Annotated in this window: 19 protein-coding genes and 2 tRNA genes; 10 read left to right on the forward strand and 11 right to left on the reverse strand. The window is 69.2% G+C overall.

Features of this window, described 5'->3' with window-relative positions; all coding sequences use genetic code 11:
• Window positions 1–9: 9 nt before the first annotated feature.
• A complete protein-coding gene (locus tag ASD65_RS04385) occupies window positions 10–1,293 on the reverse strand; it encodes a CDP-glycerol glycerophosphotransferase family protein (protein WP_056219026.1) in 1,284 nt (427 codons plus the stop codon).
• A gap of 108 nt (window positions 1,294–1,401) precedes the next feature.
• On the opposite strand from ASD65_RS04385, the gene ASD65_RS04390 reads away from it, so the two are divergent.
• A complete protein-coding gene (locus ASD65_RS04390) occupies window positions 1,402–2,427 on the forward strand; it encodes a glycosyltransferase family 2 protein (protein WP_056224452.1) in 1,026 nt (341 codons plus the stop codon).
• 9 nt (window positions 2,428–2,436) lie between these two features.
• Here ASD65_RS04390 and ASD65_RS04395 read toward each other — a convergent pair whose 3' ends face one another.
• The 3 genes from ASD65_RS04395 to ASD65_RS04405 are packed head-to-tail and all read right to left on the reverse strand — an operon-like array spanning window position 2,437 to window position 6,955.
• Window positions 2,437–3,885, reverse strand: coding sequence for a CDP-glycerol glycerophosphotransferase family protein (locus ASD65_RS04395; protein ID WP_056219029.1), 1,449 nt, complete (start codon window positions 3,883–3,885; stop codon window positions 2,437–2,439).
• Window positions 3,882–5,159, reverse strand: a complete 1,278-nt coding sequence (locus ASD65_RS04400; protein ID WP_056219032.1) for a CDP-glycerol glycerophosphotransferase family protein — start codon at window positions 5,157–5,159, stop codon at window positions 3,882–3,884. Before ASD65_RS04400 ends, ASD65_RS04395 begins: the two co-directional genes overlap by 4 nt.
• 44 nt (window positions 5,160–5,203) lie before the next feature.
• The gene (locus ASD65_RS04405; protein WP_056219035.1) at window positions 5,204–6,955 is read right to left on the reverse strand and encodes a S1C family serine protease; all 1,752 of its coding nucleotides are present in this window, start codon (window positions 6,953–6,955) and stop codon (window positions 5,204–5,206) included.
• Window positions 6,956–7,055: 100 nt separating this feature from the next.
• Between ASD65_RS04405 and ASD65_RS04410 the strand changes: the two genes are divergently transcribed.
• Complete coding sequence (locus tag ASD65_RS04410) at window positions 7,056–8,255, forward strand: aminotransferase class I/II-fold pyridoxal phosphate-dependent enzyme (RefSeq protein ID WP_056224454.1); 1,200 nt, start codon at window positions 7,056–7,058, stop codon at window positions 8,253–8,255.
• Window positions 8,256–8,267: 12 nt separating this feature from the next.
• On the opposite strand, the gene ASD65_RS04415 is transcribed toward ASD65_RS04410, so the two are convergent.
• From ASD65_RS04415 to ASD65_RS04435, 5 genes are all read right to left on the reverse strand, one after another.
• Entirely contained in the window at window positions 8,268–9,065 is a 798-nt protein-coding gene (locus tag ASD65_RS04415; protein WP_056219038.1) for a carbon-nitrogen hydrolase family protein, read from the reverse strand.
• Window positions 9,062–9,577 (reverse strand): DUF6328 family protein, encoded by a 516-nt coding sequence (locus tag ASD65_RS04420; RefSeq protein ID WP_056219040.1) that lies wholly within the window; start codon window positions 9,575–9,577, stop codon window positions 9,062–9,064. Before ASD65_RS04420 ends, ASD65_RS04415 begins: the two co-directional genes overlap by 4 nt.
• Window positions 9,578–9,711: 134 nt before the next feature.
• Window positions 9,712–9,785 (reverse strand) — tRNA-Met (locus ASD65_RS04425).
• 267 nt (window positions 9,786–10,052) lie between these two features.
• A tRNA-Met gene (locus tag ASD65_RS04430) sits at window positions 10,053–10,126 on the reverse strand.
• Between the two features lie 63 nt (window positions 10,127–10,189).
• Window positions 10,190–10,669: a MarR family winged helix-turn-helix transcriptional regulator gene (locus ASD65_RS04435; protein WP_235566602.1), complete on the reverse strand. Its 480-nt coding sequence runs from the start codon at window positions 10,667–10,669 to the stop codon at window positions 10,190–10,192.
• Window positions 10,670–10,737: 68 nt separating this feature from the next.
• Here ASD65_RS04435 and idi point away from each other — a divergent pair, with 68 nt between their 5' ends.
• From idi to ASD65_RS04470, 7 genes are read left to right on the forward strand one after another with little or no spacing between them, the layout of a single operon-like run.
• Entirely contained in the window at window positions 10,738–11,289 is a 552-nt protein-coding gene (gene idi, locus ASD65_RS04440) for an isopentenyl-diphosphate Delta-isomerase (protein WP_056219046.1), read from the forward strand.
• Entirely contained in the window at window positions 11,286–12,353 is a 1,068-nt protein-coding gene (locus tag ASD65_RS04445) for a polyprenyl synthetase family protein (protein WP_056219049.1), read from the forward strand. The genes idi and ASD65_RS04445 overlap by 4 nt, the downstream gene beginning before the upstream one ends.
• Window positions 12,350–13,249, forward strand: a complete 900-nt coding sequence (locus ASD65_RS04450; protein ID WP_056219052.1) for a phytoene/squalene synthase family protein — start codon at window positions 12,350–12,352, stop codon at window positions 13,247–13,249. Before ASD65_RS04445 ends, ASD65_RS04450 begins: the two co-directional genes overlap by 4 nt.
• The gene (gene crtI, locus ASD65_RS04455) at window positions 13,246–14,802 is read left to right on the forward strand and encodes a phytoene desaturase family protein (RefSeq protein WP_056219055.1); all 1,557 of its coding nucleotides are present in this window, start codon (window positions 13,246–13,248) and stop codon (window positions 14,800–14,802) included. The genes ASD65_RS04450 and crtI overlap by 4 nt, the downstream gene beginning before the upstream one ends.
• Window position 14,803: 1 nt before the next feature.
• Window positions 14,804–15,154, forward strand: a complete 351-nt coding sequence (locus ASD65_RS04460; protein ID WP_056219057.1) for a lycopene cyclase domain-containing protein — start codon at window positions 14,804–14,806, stop codon at window positions 15,152–15,154.
• Entirely contained in the window at window positions 15,151–15,489 is a 339-nt protein-coding gene (locus tag ASD65_RS04465; RefSeq protein WP_056219060.1) for a lycopene cyclase domain-containing protein, read from the forward strand. Before ASD65_RS04460 ends, ASD65_RS04465 begins: the two co-directional genes overlap by 4 nt.
• Window positions 15,486–16,382, forward strand: a complete 897-nt coding sequence (locus ASD65_RS04470) for a prenyltransferase (RefSeq protein ID WP_056219063.1) — start codon at window positions 15,486–15,488, stop codon at window positions 16,380–16,382. The genes ASD65_RS04465 and ASD65_RS04470 overlap by 4 nt, the downstream gene beginning before the upstream one ends.
• Before the next feature lie 54 nt (window positions 16,383–16,436).
• Here the strand turns inward: ASD65_RS04470 and ASD65_RS04475 are convergent, their stop codons facing one another.
• Window positions 16,437–19,352 carry a UPF0182 family membrane protein gene (locus tag ASD65_RS04475; protein WP_056219066.1) on the reverse strand — a complete coding sequence of 972 codons (2,916 nt, stop codon included), beginning with the start codon at window positions 19,350–19,352 and terminating at the stop codon, window positions 16,437–16,439.
• An 83-nt stretch (window positions 19,353–19,435) separates the two neighbouring features.
• Window positions 19,436–20,560, reverse strand: coding sequence for a YlbL family protein (locus tag ASD65_RS04480; RefSeq protein ID WP_056219068.1), 1,125 nt, complete (start codon window positions 20,558–20,560; stop codon window positions 19,436–19,438).
• 172 nt (window positions 20,561–20,732) lie between these two features.
• On the opposite strand from ASD65_RS04480, the gene ASD65_RS04485 reads away from it, so the two are divergent.
• Window positions 20,733–22,103 (forward strand): zinc-dependent metalloprotease, encoded by a 1,371-nt coding sequence (locus ASD65_RS04485; RefSeq protein WP_056224457.1) that lies wholly within the window; start codon window positions 20,733–20,735, stop codon window positions 22,101–22,103.
• The last annotated feature ends 675 nt before the right edge of the window (window positions 22,104–22,778 follow it).

Raw genomic sequence — 22,778 nt, forward strand, 5'->3', positions numbered from 1 at the left:
CCGATCGGCTCACTCGTCGAGTTCGGCCTCGTCGGGATCGGCCTCGTCGCCCTCTTCCTCGTCATCGTCGGTGGAGAGTTCGTGCCAGCGGTCCCACTCGTCCATGAGATGCGCGATCGCGTCGTGGAATCGCGCGGTCGCCGCCCCCGGCGCCGTGTCGCCGAAGTAGCGACGGACCCAGTGCTCGAGCCGTGCAGTGGCCTCTTCGTCGCCCAGGACGCGTTCAGCCTCCGCGACGATCGACGGCGCCGCTGCGGCATCCAGCCACTCGCACGCCGCCAGATAGCCGTGCAGGTCGACCACGGCAGCCGGATCGGCGGGGCGGGTCACCATGAGGGGCTTGTCGGCGGCGAGCCTGTCGTAGACCATCGCGGAGATGTCGACCACGGCGACATCGGCCGCGGCCAGCTGCCAGCCGAGCTCCGGGCCGTCGTCGAAGATGTGGTGCGCGCCCGGGTCCTCGACATTCGCAGCCGCGAGGGCCGCGATGATGCGGCGGTTGGCCGCGCCGTACTCGGGGTCCACGACGCCCGACCGCGGGTGCGGGCGGTACACGACGCGATGCCGGCCGGTCGCCAGAAGTGCCTCGACGAGGGCCTCGCCGTGCGTCGCGATCGAGCCGTAGTGCGCCGAGGGACGGTCGCCCTCCCAGGTCGGCGCGTACAGGATCACGGTGCGGTCGTCCGGCGTGTAGGGCAGCACACCCGAGTAGTGGTCGGCCTGCGGACGCCCGATCTCGATGGTGCGCTTGTCGAGGTCGTAGTCCCACAGCACCCGCGAGAGGCGCTCACGCGCGGCATCCCCCGCCACGAAGGCGTAGTCGTACGCCTTGTACTGGTTCGTGGTCATGTACATCTTGTCGGACTCGCCGTGGTTGATGAACACGTGCCAGCGCCGCCCGTAGCGGAACATCTGGAAGTTGCGGGTGTTCTGGTTGACGTACAGCACGACGCGGATGTCCTGCGTGGCGATGAACCGCTCGAGGTCGCGCACCGTGGGCACGAAGGCAACAGGCGGGGCGTCTTCGGCGAGCATGGCCCGGGCTCCGGTCGCGACGCGACTGAGCACGACCACCGGCCAGGTCTCGGCGAGGTCGGCGAGCGGCTTGTACCACTGACGCATCTGGTACATGTTGACGGCGCCGTCCGCGAAGTAGACCGCCACCTTGTAGTGGCCGGGCGGATGCGGCGGCCTGGCGGCGATCGTGCGTCGTACATCGACGACGGCGGAACGACTCGTGACAGCCTTGCGCAGCAGCCTCGAGGCCTTACGTGCATCCGAGACCAAGCCCATCGTTCCATCCTACCGAGGGGTGCATGACATGATCGACGGGTGCATGACGACGAACCAGGACGCCGGGATGCCCCGGCCGTCACGGACGGCACGGGCGTCACGTTCGTCATGCCGGTGCTGAACGAGCGCGCCTATCTGCAGCGCGCCGTCGAGACCGTGCTCGAGCAGGATGTGCCCGGTCCGTCCGAGCTGATCCTCGCGCTCGGACCGTCCACGGACGGCACGACCGAGCTGGCGCAGCGCCTCGCCGACGCCGACCCGCGCATCGTGCTGGTCGACAACCCGGCCGCCGACATCCCGGTCGGACTCAACCTCGCCATCCGCGCCAGCCTCTACCCCACGATCGTGCGGGTCGACGCGCATTCTGAACTCGCTCCCGGCTACACCCGGCGTGCCCTGGAGACCCTCACGCGCACCGGTGCGGCCAACGTCGGCGGAGTCATGCGCGCCGACGGGCGCACGCCGTTCCAGCGCGCGGTCGCTCGCGCCTACAACTCCCCGATCGGCCTCGGCGGTGGCGCGTATCACGGCGGCACGCAGGAGGGCGAGGCGGAATCCGCCTACCTCGGGGTGATGCGCCGCGCCGTGCTCGAAGAGGTCGGGCTGTTCGACGAGTCGATCCGCCGCGGCGAGGACTGGGAGCTCAACCTCCGCATCCGTCGCGCGGGCTACCGCGTGTGGTTCGATCCGGAGCTTTCCGTCACGTACTGGCCGCGGGAGAGCTGGGCGCGCCTGGTGCGTCAGTTCCGCGCCACCGGCGCGTGGCGCGGCGAACTGGTGCGGCGTTACGGGCGCCGGAACTCGCTGCGATTCTTCGCCCCGCCCGCCCTCGTGGTCGTTCTCGCCGCGGCGATCGTGGTCGGCGTGTTGCAGCTCACCGGGGTCCTGGCCGGATGGTGGGCGGTCGCGGCATCCGTCGTGTATCTGCCCTTGGTGGCCTACGCCGTGCTGATCGTTGCCGTCGCCATCGGAGCCGGGGGCGGCAAGGGATGGCGCGACAAGCTGTGGACGCTCGCGGTGCTGCCCTCGATGCACCTCGCGTGGGGCGCAGGCTTCCTGTGGGGCGTCATCCGCGGCGCACACGACACGGTCGACACGTCCCGCCTCGGCGACCGCAACACCCCGCTCCCCTGAGCCGGGCGGTCAGCGCTCGACGAAGCCCTGATCCAGGATGCGGGCGACGACGCGCTCGGCCGCGTGACCGTCGTCGCGGGCGTTGAACTTCTCGCGCCACACGGCGTAGCGCTCGGCGTACTGCGCGGGATCGCCCTCCAGCACCACGCGCACGAGGTCCTCCTGGGTCTGCACGACGGGACCCGGGGCGTGGGCGGCGAGATCGAAGTAGAACCCGCGCAGCTCGCCGCGATAGTGCTCGATATCGGGCACCAGGAAGTACATCGGCTTGCCGGTGACCGAGAAGTCGAACATCACGGACGAGTAGTCGGTGATCAGGGCGTCGGCGGCGAGCAGGAGGAGCGAGGTGTCCGGGAAGCCGGTGACATCCACGACCCGCGGGCCCGCGGCATCCTTCCCCGGAAGCAGCGTGCGGGAGTGCCCGCGCACCAGCACGACGGCGTCCGCCGCGGCGGCCAGCGCCGCCGGGTCCACGAAGTCGACCATCTCGGAGCGGTCATCCCGCCACGTGGGCGCGTACAGCAGTACCCGCTCGTCGGGGCCGATGCCCAGCGCCGCCCGAGTAGCGCCGGCGTCGCCGGTGGTCAGCACGTCGTTGCGCGGGTAGCCTTCCACCCAGATCGGGCGGGTGAGGAACGCGTACGCCTTGCCGAGGATCCGGGCGGCGTACGGGTTCTGCGCCAGCAGCACGTTCCAGCGACGCGCCTCCTTGATGACCGCGGCCGCGCGACGCGGGTCGAAGCCCGGACGGTGCAGGGCGAGCCGCTTGAGCGGGGTCCCGTGCCATGTCTGCACGACCACCTGTCCGCGGCGGCGGGAGAACCGGCGACGCAGCCAGTCGTTGACGACGATGAGCCGCGCGGCACCGCGGGCGCGCCACCACTCCGGGCTCCCGTCCACGACCGGGATCGCGCCCTCGGGCACCTGCACCGAGAGGTCCACGACGCTCCAGTAGCGCGTCACGCCGGGGGCGAGGCGGGTGAGTTCGCGATCGATCGCCAGCGGATTGCAGCTGGCATTGCGTCCGTAGAAGCTCTCGAAGAACACCGCGTTCTCCAGCGACGCCGTCCGCGTCGCATACCGCCGCTCGAGGGCGTCCTGACCTTCGCCGGAGTCATACGCGGGGTCGACCGGCGGTCCGATCCGCAGCACGCCGTCATCGAGTTCGGCACGCAGCGTGCCCAGCTGCGCAAGAGGGACGGATGCCTCGACCTGCGCCGTGGTCCCGTCGACCAGATCGACCCGCACGCGATAGTCGCCACTCGGCAGCGGCAGCGCCGGACCGCCCCACCGCGAGGCGCGCAGTGGCAGCACCGCGGTCCAGGTCTTGCCGCGGCCGGTCAGCGTGCCGCCGACGACGGCGCGGGTGCCGCGCAGTTCGACGGCCGCGGGACGTGCACCGACCCCCGACAGGATGAGAGCGGCATCGCCGTCGCTCCGCAACCGTGCCTCGATCATGGGGTCTCGCTCTCTGCATCGTCGCGGCGGACGCTCGCGTCGCCCAGAGCCACCAGAATGGCACGGTACACGCGCTCCGTGTTCGCGCCGTCCCGGAAGGCATGCACCCGCGCGCTGAGTTCACGCGCTCGCCCGATTCGACGCTCGAGCTCTCCGTCGTCGCTCAGGACGGCGTCCAGCTGCTCGGCGGCGCCGGTCCAGTCGCGGGCCCAGTCCGTGCCCGCGACGTCGGCGTAGGTGCTGTAGAAGCCTCGCCGACGGGCATAGGCGGTGACGTCCGGCGCCAGGAAGAGGGTGGGCAGCGGGACGAGCGACGCATCGAACGCGAGCGACGAGTAGTCGGTCACCAGTACGTCCATCGCAGGGAGCAGGGGTGTCACGTCCGAGACGAGCGCGCTGCCGAGCGTGCGCACACGCTCGGTGGGCAGCGGCGGCAGGTACTCCCCCGCGCCGAGCGGATGCGAGCGCACGAGCAGCACGGCATCGTGTCGTTCGAGCACCTCGATCACGCGACGCCACTCCTGGTCGGTCGGCACGGCAGGGTCGGGCTCGCCGTCGCGCCAGGTGGGCGCGTAGAGCACGAACCGCGCCGTCTCCCCCCCGGACCCGATCGCCGCATCGAGACGCTCCCGGGCCGCGACACGGCGTTGTGCGGACGTGCCCTGCGAGAGCACGTCGACGCGCGGCTCCCCCACGACCGGCACGCGGTCCTCCGACAGCGCGAACGCGGATTCCAGGCGCCCCCGCACGAGGTGCGAGGCGGCGGGCAGGAGGTCGATCGCCCGGACCGTCCGGCGATACAGCAGGCCGAGCAGGCGGCGCACGAGCGTCGAGTCCGGCAGGATGCCGCTGCGCACCGTCTCGGGCGAGTCCAGCCCGATCCGCTTGAGCGGGATCCCGTGCCAGAGCTGCACGATGAACGAGCCGGCGATCGCGTACCGGTTCGCGTCGCCGAAGCCGTGCGTGACCACCACGGTCCGCGCCCGCGCGGTCCGCCAGAAGCCCTGCAGGGAGTGCTTGGGAAGGGTCGGGATGCCGCGGGCCGCGGCATCCCGCGCCTCGCGGTCGGAGCCGACCAGCCAGACCGCGGGATGACCCTGCGCCGCCACGACGTCCCACAGTGCCAGCGCGCCGTCTCCGATGCCCGCGCCGCAGCCGAAGACCCACTCGTCACGGGTGCGCGGGATGAGGGCGGTCGCGATGCGTCCGGCGATGTACAGCGGGATGCGCGTCAGCTTGCGCGCATTCCCCGCGCCGAAAGAGAAGGACGCCACCCCGCGAGCCTATCGCGGGGTGGCGTCCTGTCTTGGCCGAGCCGTTACGGAGCGAGGGTTCCGAGCGTGACGTCGACCGTCTGGGTCTTTCCGTCGCGAACGAAGGTGACCGTCGCCTTGCTGCCGGCCGCTGCGGCGCGCACCTGCGCCGTGAGGTCGGTCGCGTCGGTGACCGGGACGCCGTTGAAGGCCGTCACGATGTCGCCCTTCTGAAGTCCGGCGGCCTGGGCAGCTCCACCGTCCACGGCCGCGTCGATGTAGGCGCCCGTGATGGTGGAGCCCTCGATCGCCGACGCGTTCTTCACGTTCGCGCCCAGCAGACCGTGAGTCGCCGCGCCGTCGGCGATGATCTCGTCACTGACGCGCTTGACGATGTCGGACGGGATCGAGAACCCTACGCCGATCGAGCCCGCCTCGGTCGAGGTGCCACCGGCCGTGGCGATCGCCACGTTGATGCCGATGAGCTTGCCGTCGCCGTTCACGAGCGCGCCGCCGGAGTTTCCGGGGTTGATCGCCGCGTCGGTCTGGATCACGGCGATCGAGATCGATGAGGTCGCCTGCTGGCCGGTGCTGCCCTGACCGGGGATGTCGAAGTAGAACGGCCCGTTCTGTCCGTTCTGCTGACCGTTGCCGTCCTCCGTGTCACCCGTGTCGGGTGCCGCCGACGAGGCGATCTGGATGGAGCGGTTCAGGGCGCTGACGATGCCGGTGGTGACCGTGTTGGACAGTCCCAGCGGCGCGCCGACGGCGATCGTCTGGTCGCCCACGTTGAGCTTGCTGGAGTCGGCGAACTCGATCGGCGTCAGGCCGGAGGCGTCCTTCAGCTTGATGACGGCGAGGTCGTAGGTCGGGTCGGTGCCGATGATCTCCGCGTCGTAGACACGTCCGTCGGAGGTGGTCACCCGGATGGACGCGTCCGCGGCGGCGCCGTCCAACGTCACCACGTGCGTGTTGGTCACGATGTAGCCGTCGTCGGTCAGGATGACACCCGACCCGGTTCCGCCGGTGCTGCCGTTGGAGGCCTCGATGGTCACGACGCTCGGGAGCACCTTGGCCGCGATCGCGGTCGTGTTGGTGACCGAGTCGGTGTTGTTGACTGTGATGGTCGAGGGCCCCGCGGCGGGGCCGGAGGCCGAGTTGCTCCACAGGTTGACGCCGGCGTAGGCGCCACCGAGACCGGCGGCACCGCCCACGAGTGCGGCGGCGACGATCAGTCCGACCACGGCTCCGGCACCGGACTTCTTCTTCGGTGTCGCGGGGGCCTCAGTGGTCACCGACCCGGTGAGCGGCTGCGTGGGCTGGGTCTGGCCCTGCGGACCCATGCCGAAGGCCGAGCCGGTCGCGTACTGCTGAGCGCCGGGCTGCGCGGGGTAGCCCGCGGGCTGCTGGCCGGCGTAGCCACCGTGCTGGCCGGCGTAGCCGGGGTGCTGCGGCCGCGGAGCGCCGTACTGCGGGGCCTGGGGGCCACCGTTGTACGCCGGGTACTGCGGCTGGGCCTGCAGGGGCTGACCAGGCTGCGCCTGGGGCTGACCGGGCTGTGCCTGGCCGGTGGGCGCGGTCTGCGCGGCCTGCCAGCCCGCGGGGGCGACGGGAGCCTGCGGCGGCACCGGCGGCGGGGTCTGCTGAACCGGTGCGCTGGGGGCGACCGGCTCCGGTGCGGGCGCGGGGGTGGTCTCGGGGGACGCCTCAGCCGCGGCGGCGGCGGGCGTGGCGTTCTGGACCTCGGATGCCGATTCGGCCTCCGGGGCGGATGCGGCAGTCACGTCGTCGGGACGGTTGCCCTGGATGTCGCTCATGTGATGCTCCTCTCTGCCTTGCGATCAACAGACTGCCAACCGATTCTGTGCGTTTCATATGGCGCGAATGGGACTCACCTATGCGAGTAGCGTGAACAGGATGCGAGAGATTCCCGGAGCCTGGCGCCGCACCCTGGCCGGCGCCGGCCTGATGGCCGACGACGGTACGACCCGCCCCACCATCTTCGCGGAGATGAGCGCATTGGCGGCCGAAACCGGTGCAATCAACCTCGGGCAGGGCTTCCCCGACGAGGACGGCCCCGCGGCGGTGCTCGAAGCGGCGCGTGAAGCGATCTCCGCCGGAGCCAACCAGTATCCGCCGGGACGCGGCCTCCCGGATCTGCGTGAAGCGATCTCGGAGCACCAGACGCGTTTCTACGGGCTGCATCCCGATCCTGACACGGAGGTCCTGGTCACCGCCGGCGCGACCGAGGGGCTCGCCGCTGCCCTGCTCGCCCTCATCGATGGTCCCGACGACGAGGTCGTCGTGTTCGAGCCGTACTACGACTCGTACGCCGCCTGTGTCGCGCTGGCCGGCGGACGTCTGGTGACGGTGCCGCTGCAGTGGCCGGACTTCCAGCCCGACCTCGACGAGCTCCGCGGCGCGGTCAACGATCGCACCCGCGTCATCCTGGTCAACGATCCGCACAACCCGACCGGCGCAGTCTTCAGCGCCGAGGTGCGCGCGGAGGTCGTGCGTCTCGCCGAGGAGCACGACGCCATCATCGTCACCGACGAGGTCTACGAGCACCTCGCCTTCGACGGCCCGCACGTGCCGATCGCGACGCTGCCCGGAGCGTGGGAGCGCACGTTGACGCTCTCCTCCGGCGGCAAGACGTTCTCCACGACCGGCTGGAAGATCGGCTGGGCGACCGGTCCCGCCCCGCTCGTGGACGCGGTGCTGGCGGTCAAGCAGTTCCTCACCTACGTGAACGGGGCGCCGTTCCAGCCCGCGACGGCCGTCGGGCTGCGCCTGCCCGACGAGTTCTTCCGGGGCATCGCCGACACCCTTCGCGCCAAGCGCGATCTGCTCGGCGACGGGCTGCTCCGCGCCGGTTTCGAGGTCTCCACGCCTGCGGGCACCTACTTCACGGTGGCGGATGCCGCGGCCCTGGGCGCCGAGGACGCCGATGCCTTCTGCCGCGAGCTCCCCGTCCGCGCGGGCGTGGTCGCGATCCCGCTCACCGCGTTCGTCACGCCGGAGCACCGCGCGCGCTATCGCACGCTGGTGCGGTTCGCGGCGTGCAAGCGGGTCGACGTGATCGAGGATGCCGCATCCCGTCTCTCCGCACTCCGGTGAGCGCGGCGCCACTCAGCCGCGCGGCATTACCCCGAACCGCCGCAGCCGCAGCGACGGATTGACCCGCCGCACGCGCTGCACGGCTTCGGCATCGAGGTGCGCGACGGCGACATCGGTGGCCGTACCGATCGTCGCGATCGCCACTCCCTGAGGATCCACGACCATGGAGTGCCCGACGCCGAGCGGCGGCGGGTGATCGGCGCCGGCGACGTACACCGTGTTCTCGATCGCCCGCGCGTGCAGCAGCGTGCGCCAGTGGTCCTCCTTGAGGGGACCCCGGACCCATTCGGCGGCGACGAGGATCGCATCCACCTCGGCATCGGCGAGCAGCCGGGCGACTTCGGGGAACCGCAGGTCGTAACACGTCATCAGCCCGAACCGGAGACCGTCCACCTCGAACGTCTCAGGCGCGGAGATCTCACCGGGTTCGATCCAGTCCGACTCGCGCTGGCCGAACGCGTCGTAGAGGTGGAGCTTGCGATAGCGGGCCCGCACTCCCCCGGCATCCACTGCCACCACCGTGTTGCGCACGCGGTGACCGTCGCCACCGCGTTCCAGGAGTCCCGCGACGATCGTGACGTCGTGCTGCCCGGCAAGGACGGTGAGGGCAGTGACGAACGGGCCGTCGATGGCCTCGGCATGTGCGGCGAGAGTCTCGTCGAATGGATCGATGAAGTAGCTGGAGTACTCCGGGAACAGCACGACCCGGGCGCCGCGCTCCACCGCCTTGGTCACCAGCTCGCCGACGACGCGGAGGTTGACGGCCGTGTCGGCCGCGGGGGCGAACTGGGCGACGGCGAGGACGGTCATGGTTGCTCCCGAAAGGAATGGTGCGCCCGGATGATCGCGGGCACGATCAGCCACAACACGATGATGAGCGCCGCCAGAATGCCGACGACGATCCAGGATGCCCCGACATCCAGCACGATGTCGAAGACGAAGGCCACGACGCCGACGATCAGGGCTGCGACCGTGACGAGGGCGATCACCAGCGCCGCATGCCCGTACGCGACCACCTGCGGTTTTGCCCGCCGACGAAAGAGCACACGGTGCAGGGCGACCGGTGCCAGGGCGATGATGGCGCTCAGCGCGGCGAGCACCACAAGCGCCAGGTAGAACGTGCGCTGACCCGCGTCCAGCTCGGCGAACGCCGGCTGGAACGCCAGGGCCAGCAGGAAGCCGGTCAGGATCTGCGTGCCGGTCTGCAGGACCCGCAGCTCCTGCAGAACCTCGTTCCAGTTGCGGTCGGCACGTTCGATCTCGGTCTCGTCGCGCCCGTCGACACGGTCGTCCCCAGGGTCGGAGTCGCGTCGTGAGGCCATGCCCTCATCCTCGCCCCCGCGCGATACCCGCGGCAAGCCGGGCGCACCGGCCGAGTACCGCGCCCCGAGACTGCAACGGTTCATACGACACAAATGAAGAAGCCCCCAGCAAGCCGGGGGCTTCTTCATTTTCGTTGCGGGGACAGGATTTGAACCTGCGACCTCTGGGTTATGAGCCCAGCGAGCTACCGAGCTGCTCCACCCCGCGTCACGTTCATCAGTTTACCCGATCTCCGGCATGCCCCGAACCAGACCTGAGCGACCCCGACGACACAAAGGAGAAGGCCCCCAGCAAGCTGGGGGCCTTCTTCTTTTCGTTGCGGGGACAGGATTTGGCCACGCCGCCACTCTGCTCGCGGCTGCGCCGCGGGCAGAGCCTCGGGCGGCGCGGGACCCCCTGAAGCAGGTTCACTGCAACGGTTCCTACGACACAAAGAAGAAGGCCCCCAGCAAGCTGGGGGCCTTCTTCTTTTCGTTGCGGGGACAGGATTTGAACCTGCGACCTCTGGGTTATGAGCCCAGCGAGCTACCGAGCTGCTCCACCCCGCGTCACGAGTAATAATCTACCACGGGTTCACCGCCCCGTTGGCCGGGCGAGCCCCTCTGAGGCCCTCACTCCGGGTCTATCGCCGCACTGACTTCGCTCATGAAACGCGCGATGACCTGGAGTTCATCTTCACGGTAGTTCTCTGCAACCCCGCGCATCGCGGCCAGAGTAGCTCCGAAATTCTTGAAGAACTCGCGACGGGAGACGTCGGTGAGCACGACGATGCGCGACCGCTTGTCGCGGGGGTGAGCCTGCCGCTGAACGTGACCGGATTCGGAGAGTCGATCGAGGAGCTTCGTGGTCGATGCCGTTGATATTCGCAGGTGGCGCGCGACATCATGAGGACTGACGTCCTGTCCGCGCTGTTCACGCATGATCAGCATGCGCAAGGCGGCGAGATCGGTGGAGTTCATCTCCATGTCCCCCTTCATGCCGCTGTGCATACGATCCATGGCATCGCTGAAGGCGCGAATGGCTTGGAGGACGCGCATGACTTCCGCATCACGTGGCGTCTGCGGTTGCCATCGCTCCGATGTCGTGGTCACGGGCCTTCTTCCGTCATGTAATATCGTCCCACGAGATCGCTAGCTAAACTAGCAATATGGAGGAAGCTTTGAGCGACACGGATCTGGTCGTCCTCCTCGACGACGAGGGAAGAGAGATCGGCACCGCGCCGAAGAGCAGTGTCCACGGTACCGACACGGCGCTGCATCTCGCATTCTCGTGCCACGTCGTCAACGACGACGGGGAGGTTCTGGTGACCCGCCGCGCCCTCGGCAAGAAGACGTGGCCCGGGGTCTGGAGCAACTCCTTCTGCGGCCATCCACGCCCCGCCGAGCCCGTGCTCCAAGCCGTGCAGCGACGTGCGGACTACGAACTGGGAATATCCCTCACTCGGATAGAGCTCGCGCTGCCACTGTTCCGCTACCGCGCCACCGACGCGAGCGGGATCGTCGAGCACGAGATCTGCCCCGTCTACACGGCGCGCGCCGACACCGAGCCGGTGCTGAACCCGCTCGAGGTGATCGACGCGCGGTGGGTGCACCCCGGCGCCCTGGCCGCCGCGCTGCGCGCGACGCCCTGGGCCTTCAGCCCCTGGCTCGTCCTCCAAGCTTCGCAACTCCACCTGTTCGACACCTCCCTCGAAACCCACCGATCGCCATGATCGCCCCGACGGTGGAGAGCATCGTGCGAGACGAGATCGACGCCAGCGTGGATGAGGCGATTGCCCGCATCCGCCGCCGATGTGAGCCGCTCGGCCCGGGCGCAGCGGCGCTCGCAGAGGCGATCGCGCGGGCGACGGCCGGCGGCAAACGATTCCGCCCCGCACTGGTCGTCGCCGCGTTCGACGCGTTCGGCGGAGACCGGGAGCGCGCGCCTGCGTTGTACCCGGTGGCAGCCGCGTTCGAGTTGCTGCACACCGCGTTCGTCGTGCACGACGACGTCATCGACCACGACACGGTCCGCCGCGGCGTACCGAACGTCGCCGGAGAATTCCGTGCCCGCGCTCGCCTGCAGGGCGCACTGGAGGCGGGCGAGACGCAACTCGGAGACGCCGCCGCGATCCTCGCCGGGGATCTGCTCGTGCACGAAGCCGAGCGCATGTTCGCCGTCGCTCCGGTCGATCCGTGGATGCGGCCGGCTCTTCTGGACCTGCTTGATGATGCGGTGTTCACTTCTGTCGCAGGAGAGCTCGCCGATGTCGAGAACTCGATCTCCGCCGAGTGCGCCACCTCAGAAGCGACCCTGAGTGCCGCTCGGGACAAGACCGCCGTGTACTCGTTCGCGGCGCCGTTGCGCGCGGGAGCCGTCCTCGCGAACGCCCCGGCAGACTCGATGCCGGTGCTGCAGCGGATCGGCGAGAGGATCGGGCTCGCCTTCCAACTCGTCGACGATCTTGTCGGCGCGTTCGGAACCCGCATCGAGGCGGGGCGCGAGGAAGGCGCGGATCTGCGAGAAGCCAAGCGCACTCCCCTGGTCGCACTCGCACGGGAGACTGCCGAGTGGGCTCGGGTCAGCGAGGCACTCGCGTTGGCCCATACCGGTCCGATCGCCGTCCGCGAGGCACAGCAGTTGCTCGATCGCAGTGGCGCCCGAGATCAGCTGCGCCTGCTCATCGAGGACACCCTTTCGCAGGCGGATGCCGACGCCGAGGCATCCGATCTCCCCCTTGCCGTCCGCGACCTGTTGCACTCGCTCACCGCTACGCTCCCGGAGCGTATTCCATGAGTGACACACCGACCGGTCTGGCGTTGTACAACAAGACGGCGCAGGATGCCGCGGCCGCAGTGATCGCCGCGTATTCGACGTCGTTCGCCCTCGCCTGCCGGCTCCTGGGGCGGCGTGTGCGCCCCCATGTGCGCAACATCTACGCACTCGTGCGGGTCGCTGACGAGATCGTCGACGGGCCGGCATCGGATGCCGGACTCGATGCGGCATCCGAGCGGAAGGTCCTCGACGAGTTGGAGAATGACGTGCTCGCCGCCATCGACAGCGGTTTCAGCGCCAACCTCGTGGTGCATGCGTTCGCTGTGTCCGCCCGTGAGTGCGGCATCGGTGCTGATCTCGTGAACCCGTTCTTCTCCTCGATGCGGACCGACACCCTCCGGACGGAGCACGACACGGCATCCCACAATGCCTACGTGTACGGCTCCGCGGAGGTTGTCGGCCTGATGTGCCTCCAGGCGTTCGTCAATGCCGGCAGGTCGCACCCGGTCGCGCCGGATGCGACCCTGGCGGACGGTGCCCGGCGTCTGGGGGCCGCATTCCAGGAGGTGAATTTTCTCCGGGACGAACAGGACGACCGAGCGCGCCTCGGTCGCGACTATCTCGACCTCGCCGCGCAGCCCGAGGCGCGCCTCGCGGTGATCGACCGCATCGACGCCGACCTGGCGGCCGCCGCGGCAGCGATCCCACTGCTGCCCGCCGACTGTCGCCGGGCTGTCACGGCGGCCCATGATCTGTTCGCCGAGCTCTCTCGACGTCTGCGGCGCACCTCAACGGATGGAGCTCGCGTTCGCGTGCCCGACCACCTGAAGCTCCTCCTGGCGGCACGCGCGTGGGCGGGCTTCGCTCCCACTCGCACGGACGGCCCCGAACCCGCCCGCTCGGAGGTCGTGTCATGACACGGAACACCGTGGTGATCGGTGGCGGGATCGCCGGTCTGGCGACGGCTGCGCTCCTCGCCGACGACGGTCACCGCGTGACGCTGCTGGAGGCCCGCGACGACCTCGGCGGTCGAGCCGGCGTGTGGGAGAGCAAAGGGTTCCGTTTCGACACAGGCCCGAGCTGGTACCTGATGCCGGAGGTGTTCGAGCACTACTTCCGCCTCCTCGGGACCACCGCAGAGCGTGAACTCGACCTCGTCCCGCTCACACCGGCATACCGTGTCTTCACCGAGACGGAGGGTGCACAGCATCCGCTCGACGTCGTGTCGGGACGGGATGCCGCGACTGCCATGTTCGAATCGGTCGAACCCGGTGCGGGTGCGCGGCTGAACGCGTACCTCGATTCGGCCGCCGATGCGTACACGCTCTCCGTGACGCGGTTCCTGTACGACACCTACGCCACCACCGCGGGCCTCCGCGATCCCCAGCTGCTGCGAAGGCTCCCCCGGCTCGCTCCGCTGCTGACCCGCTCTCTCGCCTCCCACGTCGATCGTCGATTCACCGACCAGCGCCTCCGGCAGATCCTGCAATACCCGGCGGTCTTCCTCGGAGGCTCCCCCTACGAGGTCCCGAGCCTGTACCACCTGATGAGTCACCTCGATCTCGACCAAGGCGTGCTGTATCCGCAGGGAGGATTCACGACGATCATCTCCGCGATCGAGCGACTCGCGCGGTCACGCGATGTGTCGATCCGCACCGGTACCGAAGTGGTCGAGATCCTGACGGCCGGTGCCGCCGCCGTCGGAGTGCGACTCGCGGACGGTGAGGTCGTCCCCGCCGATGTCGTCGTGTCCACGGCCGATCTGCATCACACCGAGACGACCCTGCTCCCCACCGAACTGCAGACCTACCCGGAATCGTGGTGGCGCAAGAAGAAGCCGAGTCCGGGCGCGCTGCTGCTCATGCTCGGCGTACGCGGCGACCTCCCCCAGCTCGCCCACCACTCACTGCTGTTCGTGCAGGACTGGCGCGGCAACTTCACGAAGATCTTCGGCGCGAACACGAGCATCCCCGACCCCGCATCGATCTATGTCTGCAGGCCGAGCGCGACCGATCCCGAAGCGGCACCAGCCGGCCACGAGAATCTCTTCGTACTCGTCCCCGTGCCTGCCGACCCCTCCATCGGGCGCGGCGGAATCGACGGTGCGGGCGATCCCGCCGTGGAAGCGGCCGCCGACCGCGTCATCCAGCAGATCGCCGACTGGTGTGGCGCCCCCGACCTCGCCGACCGCATCGTCGTACGTCGCACGGTGGCGCCCGGCGACTTCGCCACCGACCTTCACTCGTGGCGGGGCAATGCCCTGGGTCTGGCGCACACCCTCGATCAGAGCGCCATGTTCCGCCCGCGGAATGAGTCGAAGCGGGTCGAAGGCCTGTACTACGCCGGTGCCTCGACGCTGCCGGGTGTCGGTCTCCCGATGTGCTTGATCTCGGCAGAGCTCGTGCTCAAGCGCACGCGCGCCGACCGCACGAGCCGACCGCTCCCGACCCCGACCGGCGCGAGGCTGTAGCGTGCCGGGGCTTTATCTGATCGCCATCCTGGTCAGCGCTGCGGGAGTCGCAGCCCTCGACGCGCGCTTCCGGCTGGCGGCGTGGACCTCGCCCGGGCGCACCGCCGCGGCTGTGGGCATCGGAACGGCCTTCTTCCTGGTCTGGGACGCCGTCGGGATCGCTGCGGGGGTATTCGTCAAGGGCGACAGTCCGCTCATGGTCGGGATCGACCTCGCTCCGCAGCTTCCGATCGAGGAGCCGTTCTTCCTGGCCTTCCTGTGCTACCTGGGCCTCGTCGCCTGGTCGGGTGCGCTGCGGATCCTTCCCGGGCGACCGGCCTCCCGCGTTGACCGCACAGACGGTGCGGCATGACTTACACCCTGATCGTGCTTCCGTTCGTCGCCGTGACTGCCATCGTGGTGGTCGCGACGGTGCGTCGCCCGCAGTTCGGACCTCGGATGGCGGCATCCGCGATCGCTGCCGCGTTGCTGGTGCTGCTCACCGCGGTCTTCGACAACCTCATGATCGCGGCCGGGCTGTTCACCTACCCGCCCGAGCACCTGAGCGGACTGCGCATCGGCCTCGCACCGCTCGAGGACTTTTCGTACCCGCTGTGTGCGGCCTTCCTCGTCCCCGCAGCGTTCACCCTGATGAGTCGCCGCGCCTCCGTCGACGCGGCATCCGCTCGGAACGGGAGCGACGGATGAGCGCCCCGGCCGAACGTCTGCACGCCTCCACTGCACTGCGGGAGCTGCTCGTCGCGTCGAGACCCGTCAGCTGGATCAACACCGCATACCCCTTCGCCGCTGCCTATCTGATGACGACGCGAGAGATCGACGTCGTCCTCATCGTGGGGACCCTCTTCTTCCTCGTCCCCTACAACCTGGCGATGTACGGCATCAACGACGTCTTCGACTATGAGTCGGACATGCGAAACCCGCGAAAGGGCGGCGCACACGGCGCCGTTCTGGATCGGCGACTGCACACGATCACGCTCTGGGCCGCGGGCATCCTCTGCATCCCCTTCGTGGTCTTCCTGGTCATCGTCGGGTCCGCCCTCTCCTGGCTGATCCTGGCGGTGAGCCTCTTCTTCGTCGTGTTCTACTCGGCACCACCGCTGCGCCTGAAAGAGGTTCCGTTCGCGGACTCCCTCACCAGCAGCATCCATTTCTTCTCCCCCGCCGTATACGGTCTGGTGCTGGCCGGAGCCGTGTGGACGTGGCAGCTCGCCGCGGTCATCGTCGCGTTCGCCCTGTGGGGCATCGCGTCGCACGCCTTCGGCGCAGTGCAGGATGTCGCCGCCGATCGCGCAGCCGACATCTCGTCGATCGCCACCGCTATGGGCGCGCGCTGGACCGTATGGTTCGCTTTGATCGGCTACACGGCGGCGGGAGCAGTGATGTTGGCGACCGCATGGCCGGGCCCCCTCGCGGCGCTTCTTGCCGTGCCGTATCTCCTCGTGGTGTGGCCTTTCCGCGGAGTGACCGATGACACCGCGATCACCGCCACCCGCGGCTGGCGTCGATTCCTCTGGATCAATCAGCTGACGGGGTTCGGAGTCACTCTGCTGCTCATCGGCTACTGGCTGCGCACCGAGTGAACGGAAGAAGACCCCGCCGCCCTTTCGGGCCGCGGGGTCTTCTCACGTGCGGTGTCAGCCGCCGAGCGCGATGAGCTTCTCGACCGCGGCGGTCAGGCGGGCGTCTGCCTCACCGTATGCGGCCCAATCGCCGGCCTGCAGTGCCGTCTGACGCTCCAGCATGGCCGTCGACGCCTCCTGCAGTGCTGCCTGGTAGGCGTCGGTGGGCGGCTCGGGCGTCGGCGCAGGCGTTTCACCCGGCGTCGGCGTGGGCTGCGGAGTCGGGGTCTCGCCCGGCTGCACGTCCTCATCGCCGGCGTTGGCGCCGGAGTCGCCGCCGAACAGCGAGTTCAGCGCCTCGTTCAGGGTGTCCTCGAACGCGACCTGCGACCCGAAGGCCACGAGCACCTTCTGCAGCTTCGGCAGCTGCGTGCCGCTGGAGGCCTGCACGAACACCGGCTGCACGTACAGGAAGCCGCCACCGACGGGCAGGGTCAGCAGGTTGCCGTTGAGCACCGCCGACTGCCCCTGCTTCAGCAGGTTGATCTGAGCGGAGATCGTCGGATCGGAGTTGAACGTGTTCTGCACCTGGCCGGGACCGGGGATCGTCGTATCGGCGTCTATCACCAGCATCCGGAGCTTGCCGTACCCGGCGCCCTTCTTGCCGTCCTCCGCACCGGCGTTCGAGTCCACCGCGAGGTAGCCCATCAGCACGTTGCGCGAGTTCGTGCCCTGCGCCTGCGGGATGAACGAGGTGAACATCGAGTACGACGGCGCGGTCTGGCCGGGCATCTGCATCGTCAGGTAGTACGGCGGCTGCAGACGGTTCTCGTTCTGCGGGTCGTCCGGGGTCGCCCACACGTTGTCGCGCTGGAAGAACGACTGCGCGTCATCGACGTGGTAGACCCCGAGCATGGCCCGCTGCACCTTGAACAGGTCGGTCGGGTAGCGCACGTGGCTCATCAGGTCGGCCGACATGTCGCTGATCGGCTTGAGCGTGGAGGGGTAGACCTTCTGCCACGTCTGCAGCACCGGGTCCTTCTCGTCCCACGCGTACAGCGTCACGCTGCCGTCGTACGCATCCACCGTCGCCTTGACCGAGTTGCGGATGTAGTTGATGTTGTCCAGCGCGAAGCGCGGGGCCGTGTTGTTGGCGTCGGCGATCGACTGCGCGAGACCCGCCGTCGTCGAGTACGGGTACGTCGCGCTGGTCGTGTAGCCGTCCACGATCCAGACGATCTTGCCGTCCACAACGCTCGGGTACGGGTCGCTGTCCAGCGTGAGGTACGGCGCCGCCTTCTGCACGCGGGTCTTCGGGTCGCGGTCGTAGAGGATCTGCGACTTCTCGTTGACGTAGTCCGAGAACAGGATCTGCTCGGACTGGAACTTGAGCGCGTAGATGAGGCGGTTGAAGACGCCGCCGATGCTCGGTCCGCCGTCGCCCGTGAAGGTCGTCTTGGTCTCATTCGCGCCCTCCGTGCCACCCTTACCCGACGGGTAGTCGAGCTCGATCGGAGCGGTCGTCTTCGGCGCACCGACGATGGAGTACGCGGGCGAGTCCTCGCCGAAGTACACGCGAGGCTCGAAGTCGGACTCCGAGAGGAAGCCGTTGGCCGGGATGCCGCTCTCGATGAAGACCGGGTCGCCGTCGGCGGTGCGCTCGTTGCCCTTGGCCACGACCAGTCCATAGCCGTGGGTGTAGACCAAAGCCGTGTTCTGCCACGAGGTGTTCTGGCCGACGTTGTTCACGTTCAGTTCGCGCACCGAGACGATGGTGTCCTGCGACTCGCCGTTGATCTCGTAACGGTCCACGTCCAGCGGATCCTGGAACTGGTAGTACGGGCGATACTGCTCGAGCTGCGCGACGGTCGGGTTGATGATCGACGGGTCCATGATGCGGATGGATGCCGTCGTCTGGGCATCCGATCGCAGCTGGCCGGGCTCGACATCCGTGACCGCCTTGTAGTCGCTCTTATCGAGGTCATCGATCCCGTAGGCGGCCTGCGTCATGTCGATGTTGCGCTGGTAGTACTCCTTCTCCAGCGCCAGCTGGTTCGGGACCACCTGGAAGGTCCTGACCACCCACGGGTAGCCCACCCCCAGCACCAGGGCCGAGACGACGAGCAGCGCCGTCGCGATGAGCGGGAAGCGCCAGCGGCCGATGACCGCCGTCACGAAGAAGAGGAGTGCGACGAACACGGCGACGATCGCGAGGATCGTCTGACCGGGGATCGTGGCGTGCGTCTCGGTGTATCCGGGACCGGTGATGCGCCCCAGCCCACCCGGCTCGGTCATCGTGCGGTAGCGGTCCAGCCAGAGGCTCGCGGCCTGCACGAGCAGGTAGAGGCCGGCGATGACGGCCAGCTGGATGCGGGCGGCCTTGGAGATGCGCAGCTCGCGCTGACCGATCCGCACAGAGCCGTACAGGTACGCCACCAGTGCGGTCACGAGCAGGCAGATCAGCAGGACGGCCGAGACGAACCCGACCAGCGCCGTGTAGAACGGCATGGCGAACAGGTAGAAGCCCGTGTCCAGCCCGAACTCCGGGTCCTTCACGGAGGTGGCGACGCCGTTGAACCACATCCACGTGGTCTGCCACTGCGCCGAGGCCGCGAAGCCGGCGAAGAAGCCGAAGAAGATCGGGATGCCCCACATCGCCAGGCGACGCAGCGGCTCGACGACCTCCTGGTAGCGGTCCAGCTGCGAGCTGAGGCGCGCATACACCGGGCGGAGCCGGTACGCGAGCTGGATCGAGAGCCACAGCGGCACGGCCATGCCGAGGAACCCGACGACGAACATCACGACCCGGGCCACCCATTGGGTCACCAGCACCGACTCGAATCCGAGCTGATCGAACCACAGCCAGTCCGAGTAGAGGTTGGCGAAGACGAAGAAGGCCACGACGAGCGCGGCGATGATCGCGAGGGAGATCGCGATGATTCTTCGAGAACGATTCGGTGTGGCCGGGTTGGGCGCGGGGGTCGAGGTCACCGTTTCATCCTAGGCGCGCTCCCGTCGACCCGTACCTAGCGGGACGGCCGCGCGGCACAGTCCGGGGGTTCTCCCAGGAAGCGTCAGTTCGCCGTGCAGGTGGGCAGCGCATCCAGTCCGTCGCCCGAGCTGATCGCCTCGAGCGCCGTCAGGGAGTCCTCGAGCGTCGCGACGGCGAACACGCGCAGCCCCTCGGGCACATGTCCGACGACCTCGTCGCAGTTGGCGGCCGGGGCCAGGAACCAGTCGGCGTTCGCGCCGACCGCGCCCCACATCTTCTGGCGGATGCCGCCGATGGGGCCGACGGTGCCGTCCGCGGTGATCGTGCCCGTGCCCGCGACGTTCTCGCCGCCGTTGAGGGAGCCCGGGGTGAGCGTGTCGATGATGCCGAGTGCGAACATCATGCCCGCGCTCGGACCGCCGACGTTGTTGAGCTGGATGGTCACGTCGATCGGGAACTCGTAGTCGGTCAGCAAGGTGACCCCGACCAGCCACACCTTCTCGCCGTTCGCCTCGGAGAGCGTCGGCGTGATCGTGACCGTCTGATCCTTGCCGTCGCGCTCGATCGTGAGCTCGACCGGGGCGCCCTCGCCGGCGTTGACGATCTTGCGCAAAGCCGCGGCATCCGCCACCGGCTGCCCATCGGCGGCGAGGATGACATCGCCCTCTTCGAGGATGCCCTCCGCCGCCGAACCGTCGACGAACGAATACACGGTGGGCAACGGGGTGATGTCGTAGCCGAGCTCGGTCAACGCGGCAGCAGTGGCCTCTTTCTGCGAGTCGACCATCATCGCGGCGCTCTCCTCGTTGCGCTGCTCGGAACTCTGCCCCGCGGGGAAGACGGCATCGATCGGCAGTACCGCGCGGGACGGGTCGAACCACGCCATCGCCAGCTCGAACCACGAGGGGGTCCGCTCGCGATTGCCCACGACCTGCACGGTCAGCAGATCCAGCGTGCCGTCGGTCGGGAAGGTCTCGGCGCCCTCGACCGAGATGAGGGGCACCTCAGTGCCGTCCGCCGCCTGCGCCTCGCCCAGGGTGTCGTACACCGGTCCGGGCTGCTGGATCACGTAGGACGTCGGAAGGAAAGTGAGCACCAGGAGCACCACCAGTGCGACGACCAGCGCCCACACTCCCGCCACGGTCGCGCGGCTCGCCCGCTTCCGCGGAGCCGGCACGATCGTCACGTTCTCGTCGAACAGCGCCACTGGGGACCTTTCTCTGCCTGGTCGTTCGCGACCGGCGTAAGCATGAGGAGGTCTCTGCCGGGTGGTGCGATGATCCGTGCGACTAGCGTAGAGCGCAAGGTGATGACCCGGCTGAAAGGCGGCTGAAGTGCCAGACGAAGACCGCAGCCCGGAAGAAGAATTCCAGGAGCTGATGCGCCAGCTGTTCGGCGGTGCCGCAGGCGCCGACGGCCAGGTCGACCCCGAGCAGCTCGCGCGCTTGTCGGGGATGGAGATCGACCCCGCCATGATGCAGGCCGTGATGCGGCAGCTGCAGGGCGCCTTCACGGGCGCCGGCAACGACCCGGGCGGAGTGTCGTGGGACATGGCCAAGCGCCAGGCCCTGCACATCGCCAACCAGGACGGCCTGGGCGTCACCGACGGCCAGCGCACGGACCTGGATCAGGCGTTCGCCCTCGCCGCACTGTGGCTGGGCGAAGCCACGACGATCTCCGACCTCGCGACCCCGCCCCGCACGCTCACGCGCGGCGGCTGGGTCGAGGAAACCCTGCCGGTCTGGCAGGAGCTCGCCGAGCCCGTCGCCACCAGCATCGCGGACGCGCTGACGGCGACCCTGAGCGAGCAGGCCCCCGAGGAGATGCAGGGGCTGATCGAGGGTGCCGGACGCCTCATGCGCACGGTCGGCGGCTCGCTGTTCGCCTCCCAGCTCGGCCAGGTCATCGGACGCCTCTCGACCGAGGTGGTCAGCGGTGGCGACGTCGGCATCCCGGTGATGCCCTCCGGCGAAGCGGCCATCCTCCCCCAGAACTTCGCCGACTTCGGGCGCGATCTCGAGGTCCCGGCCGACCAACTGGCGCTGTACATCGCGACGCGGGAGCTCGCCCACGCGCGGCTGTTCCGGCACGCGCGCTGGCTGCGCCTGCACGTGATGTCGCAGGTGACCGACTTCGCCCGAGGCATCCACGTCGACACGGAGGCCCTCGAGGAGCTCGCGTCGCGCTTCGACCCGTCCGAGCCCGAAGAGCTGCGACGCGCACTCGAGAGCGGCGCGCTGATCCCGGCGCGTTCGGAGGCGCAGGACGCCGCGCTCGCGCGCATGGAGAACGTGCTGGCGATGATCGAGGGCTGGGTCGAGGTCGTGACCGAGGCCGCCACGTCGCGTCTGCCCTCGACGGACCGCATCTCCGAGGCGGTGCGGCGCCGTCGCGCCGTCGGTGGACCGGCGGAGCAGGCGCTCAAGTCGCTCCTCGGGCTGGAGCTGCGGCCCCGCCGCATGCGCGAGGCCGCCGCGATGTGGCGTGCCGTGACGGATGCCGTGGGCATCGCCGCGCGCGACGCACTGTGGGACTACCCAGATCTCATGCCGAGCCCCGAGGACATCGACGATCCGGCGGCGCTGATCGCGCGGCTGGAGGCCCGGGCCCGCGGTGAAGAGCCGGTGCAGGACGAGTTCGATGCCGCGCTCGAGGCGCTGCTGGCCGGCGAGGACGGATCCGCCCCCGACGCGCCGACCGCTTCCGATGACGACTCCGACACCGACCCGGAGGATCCACGCCCGGTGTGACCGCTGACGCTCCGTCCGCTCCTCCCCAGGTGGGGGTGAGCGGCGGAAGCGAGCTCCTGTTGTGGAGAACGGTTCGAGGCCCCGACATTCCCGCACAATCGGGACATGCTCCGATTGGATCCCGCCCACCCACCCGTCTGGAGCAGCGACACGCGGCTGCAGTTCGGCGTGGACGCGGTGCTCGTCCTGGACGATCCGCTGCCCTGGCAGGAACGCCTCGTCCATGCGCTGCAGCGCGGCGTCCTGGATCCGTCGTTCCCGGCCGTGGCGGCCGAAGCTGGCGCGCCACCAGCCGCTGTGGATGATTTCCTCGCGCAGCTGCGGCCCGCGCTGCTGCAGTCCGGTCGCGCCGTCGCGTATCCCGTGTCGCTCCACGTCGCCGACGGGTTCTCCGCCGCAGACGCCGCAGCCTTCGTCACCGCGTTCGAGGCATCCGGTCATTGCGTCGTCACGTCCCGCTGGTTCGGCACGTACGACGAGCTGGACGCGCTCGAACCCGTCGTGCTCCTCCTCGGCGGCCACGTCATCGAACCCGGCCGGGCCGCGGCCCTGTCGAGCCGCGACATCGTGCATCTCCCGGTCGTGTTCACGGCCGACCGGGCCGAGATCGGCCCTCTCATCTCACCGGGAGACGGGCCGTGCCTCTCCTGCGTCGAGGCGCACCGCCGCGACGAC

This window comes from Microbacterium sp. Root61 (genome assembly GCF_001427525.1).
In the GTDB taxonomy this organism is placed as follows: Bacteria; Actinomycetota; Actinomycetes; order Actinomycetales; family Microbacteriaceae; genus Microbacterium.

Excerpts from the sequence above, each read along its gene's own strand:
- ASD65_RS04485 (WP_056224457.1), top strand. The coding sequence starts at position 20,733 with ATGCGCCAGCTGTTCGGCGGTGCCGCAGGCGCCGACGGCCAGGTCGAC.
- ASD65_RS04410 (WP_056224454.1), top strand. The coding sequence starts at position 7,056 with ATGCGAGAGATTCCCGGAGCCTGGCGCCGCACCCTGGCCGGCGCCGGC.
- ASD65_RS04470 (WP_056219063.1), top strand. The coding sequence starts at position 15,486 with ATGAGCGCCCCGGCCGAACGTCTGCACGCCTCCACTGCACTGCGGGAG.
- ASD65_RS04395 (WP_056219029.1), bottom strand. The coding sequence starts at position 3,885 with ATGATCGAGGCACGGTTGCGGAGCGACGGCGATGCCGCTCTCATCCTG.
- ASD65_RS04465 (WP_056219060.1), top strand. The coding sequence starts at position 15,151 with ATGACTTACACCCTGATCGTGCTTCCGTTCGTCGCCGTGACTGCCATC.
- ASD65_RS04450 (WP_056219052.1), top strand. The coding sequence starts at position 12,350 with ATGAGTGACACACCGACCGGTCTGGCGTTGTACAACAAGACGGCGCAG.
- ASD65_RS04420 (WP_056219040.1), bottom strand. The coding sequence starts at position 9,577 with ATGGCCTCACGACGCGACTCCGACCCTGGGGACGACCGTGTCGACGGG.
- ASD65_RS04445 (WP_056219049.1), top strand. The coding sequence starts at position 11,286 with ATGATCGCCCCGACGGTGGAGAGCATCGTGCGAGACGAGATCGACGCC.
- ASD65_RS04385 (WP_056219026.1), bottom strand. The coding sequence starts at position 1,293 with ATGGGCTTGGTCTCGGATGCACGTAAGGCCTCGAGGCTGCTGCGCAAG.
- ASD65_RS04405 (WP_056219035.1), bottom strand. The coding sequence starts at position 6,955 with ATGAGCGACATCCAGGGCAACCGTCCCGACGACGTGACTGCCGCATCC.
- crtI (WP_056219055.1), top strand. The coding sequence starts at position 13,246 with ATGACACGGAACACCGTGGTGATCGGTGGCGGGATCGCCGGTCTGGCG.
- ASD65_RS04415 (WP_056219038.1), bottom strand. The coding sequence starts at position 9,065 with ATGACCGTCCTCGCCGTCGCCCAGTTCGCCCCCGCGGCCGACACGGCC.
- ASD65_RS04390 (WP_056224452.1), top strand. The coding sequence starts at position 1,402 with ATGCCGGTGCTGAACGAGCGCGCCTATCTGCAGCGCGCCGTCGAGACC.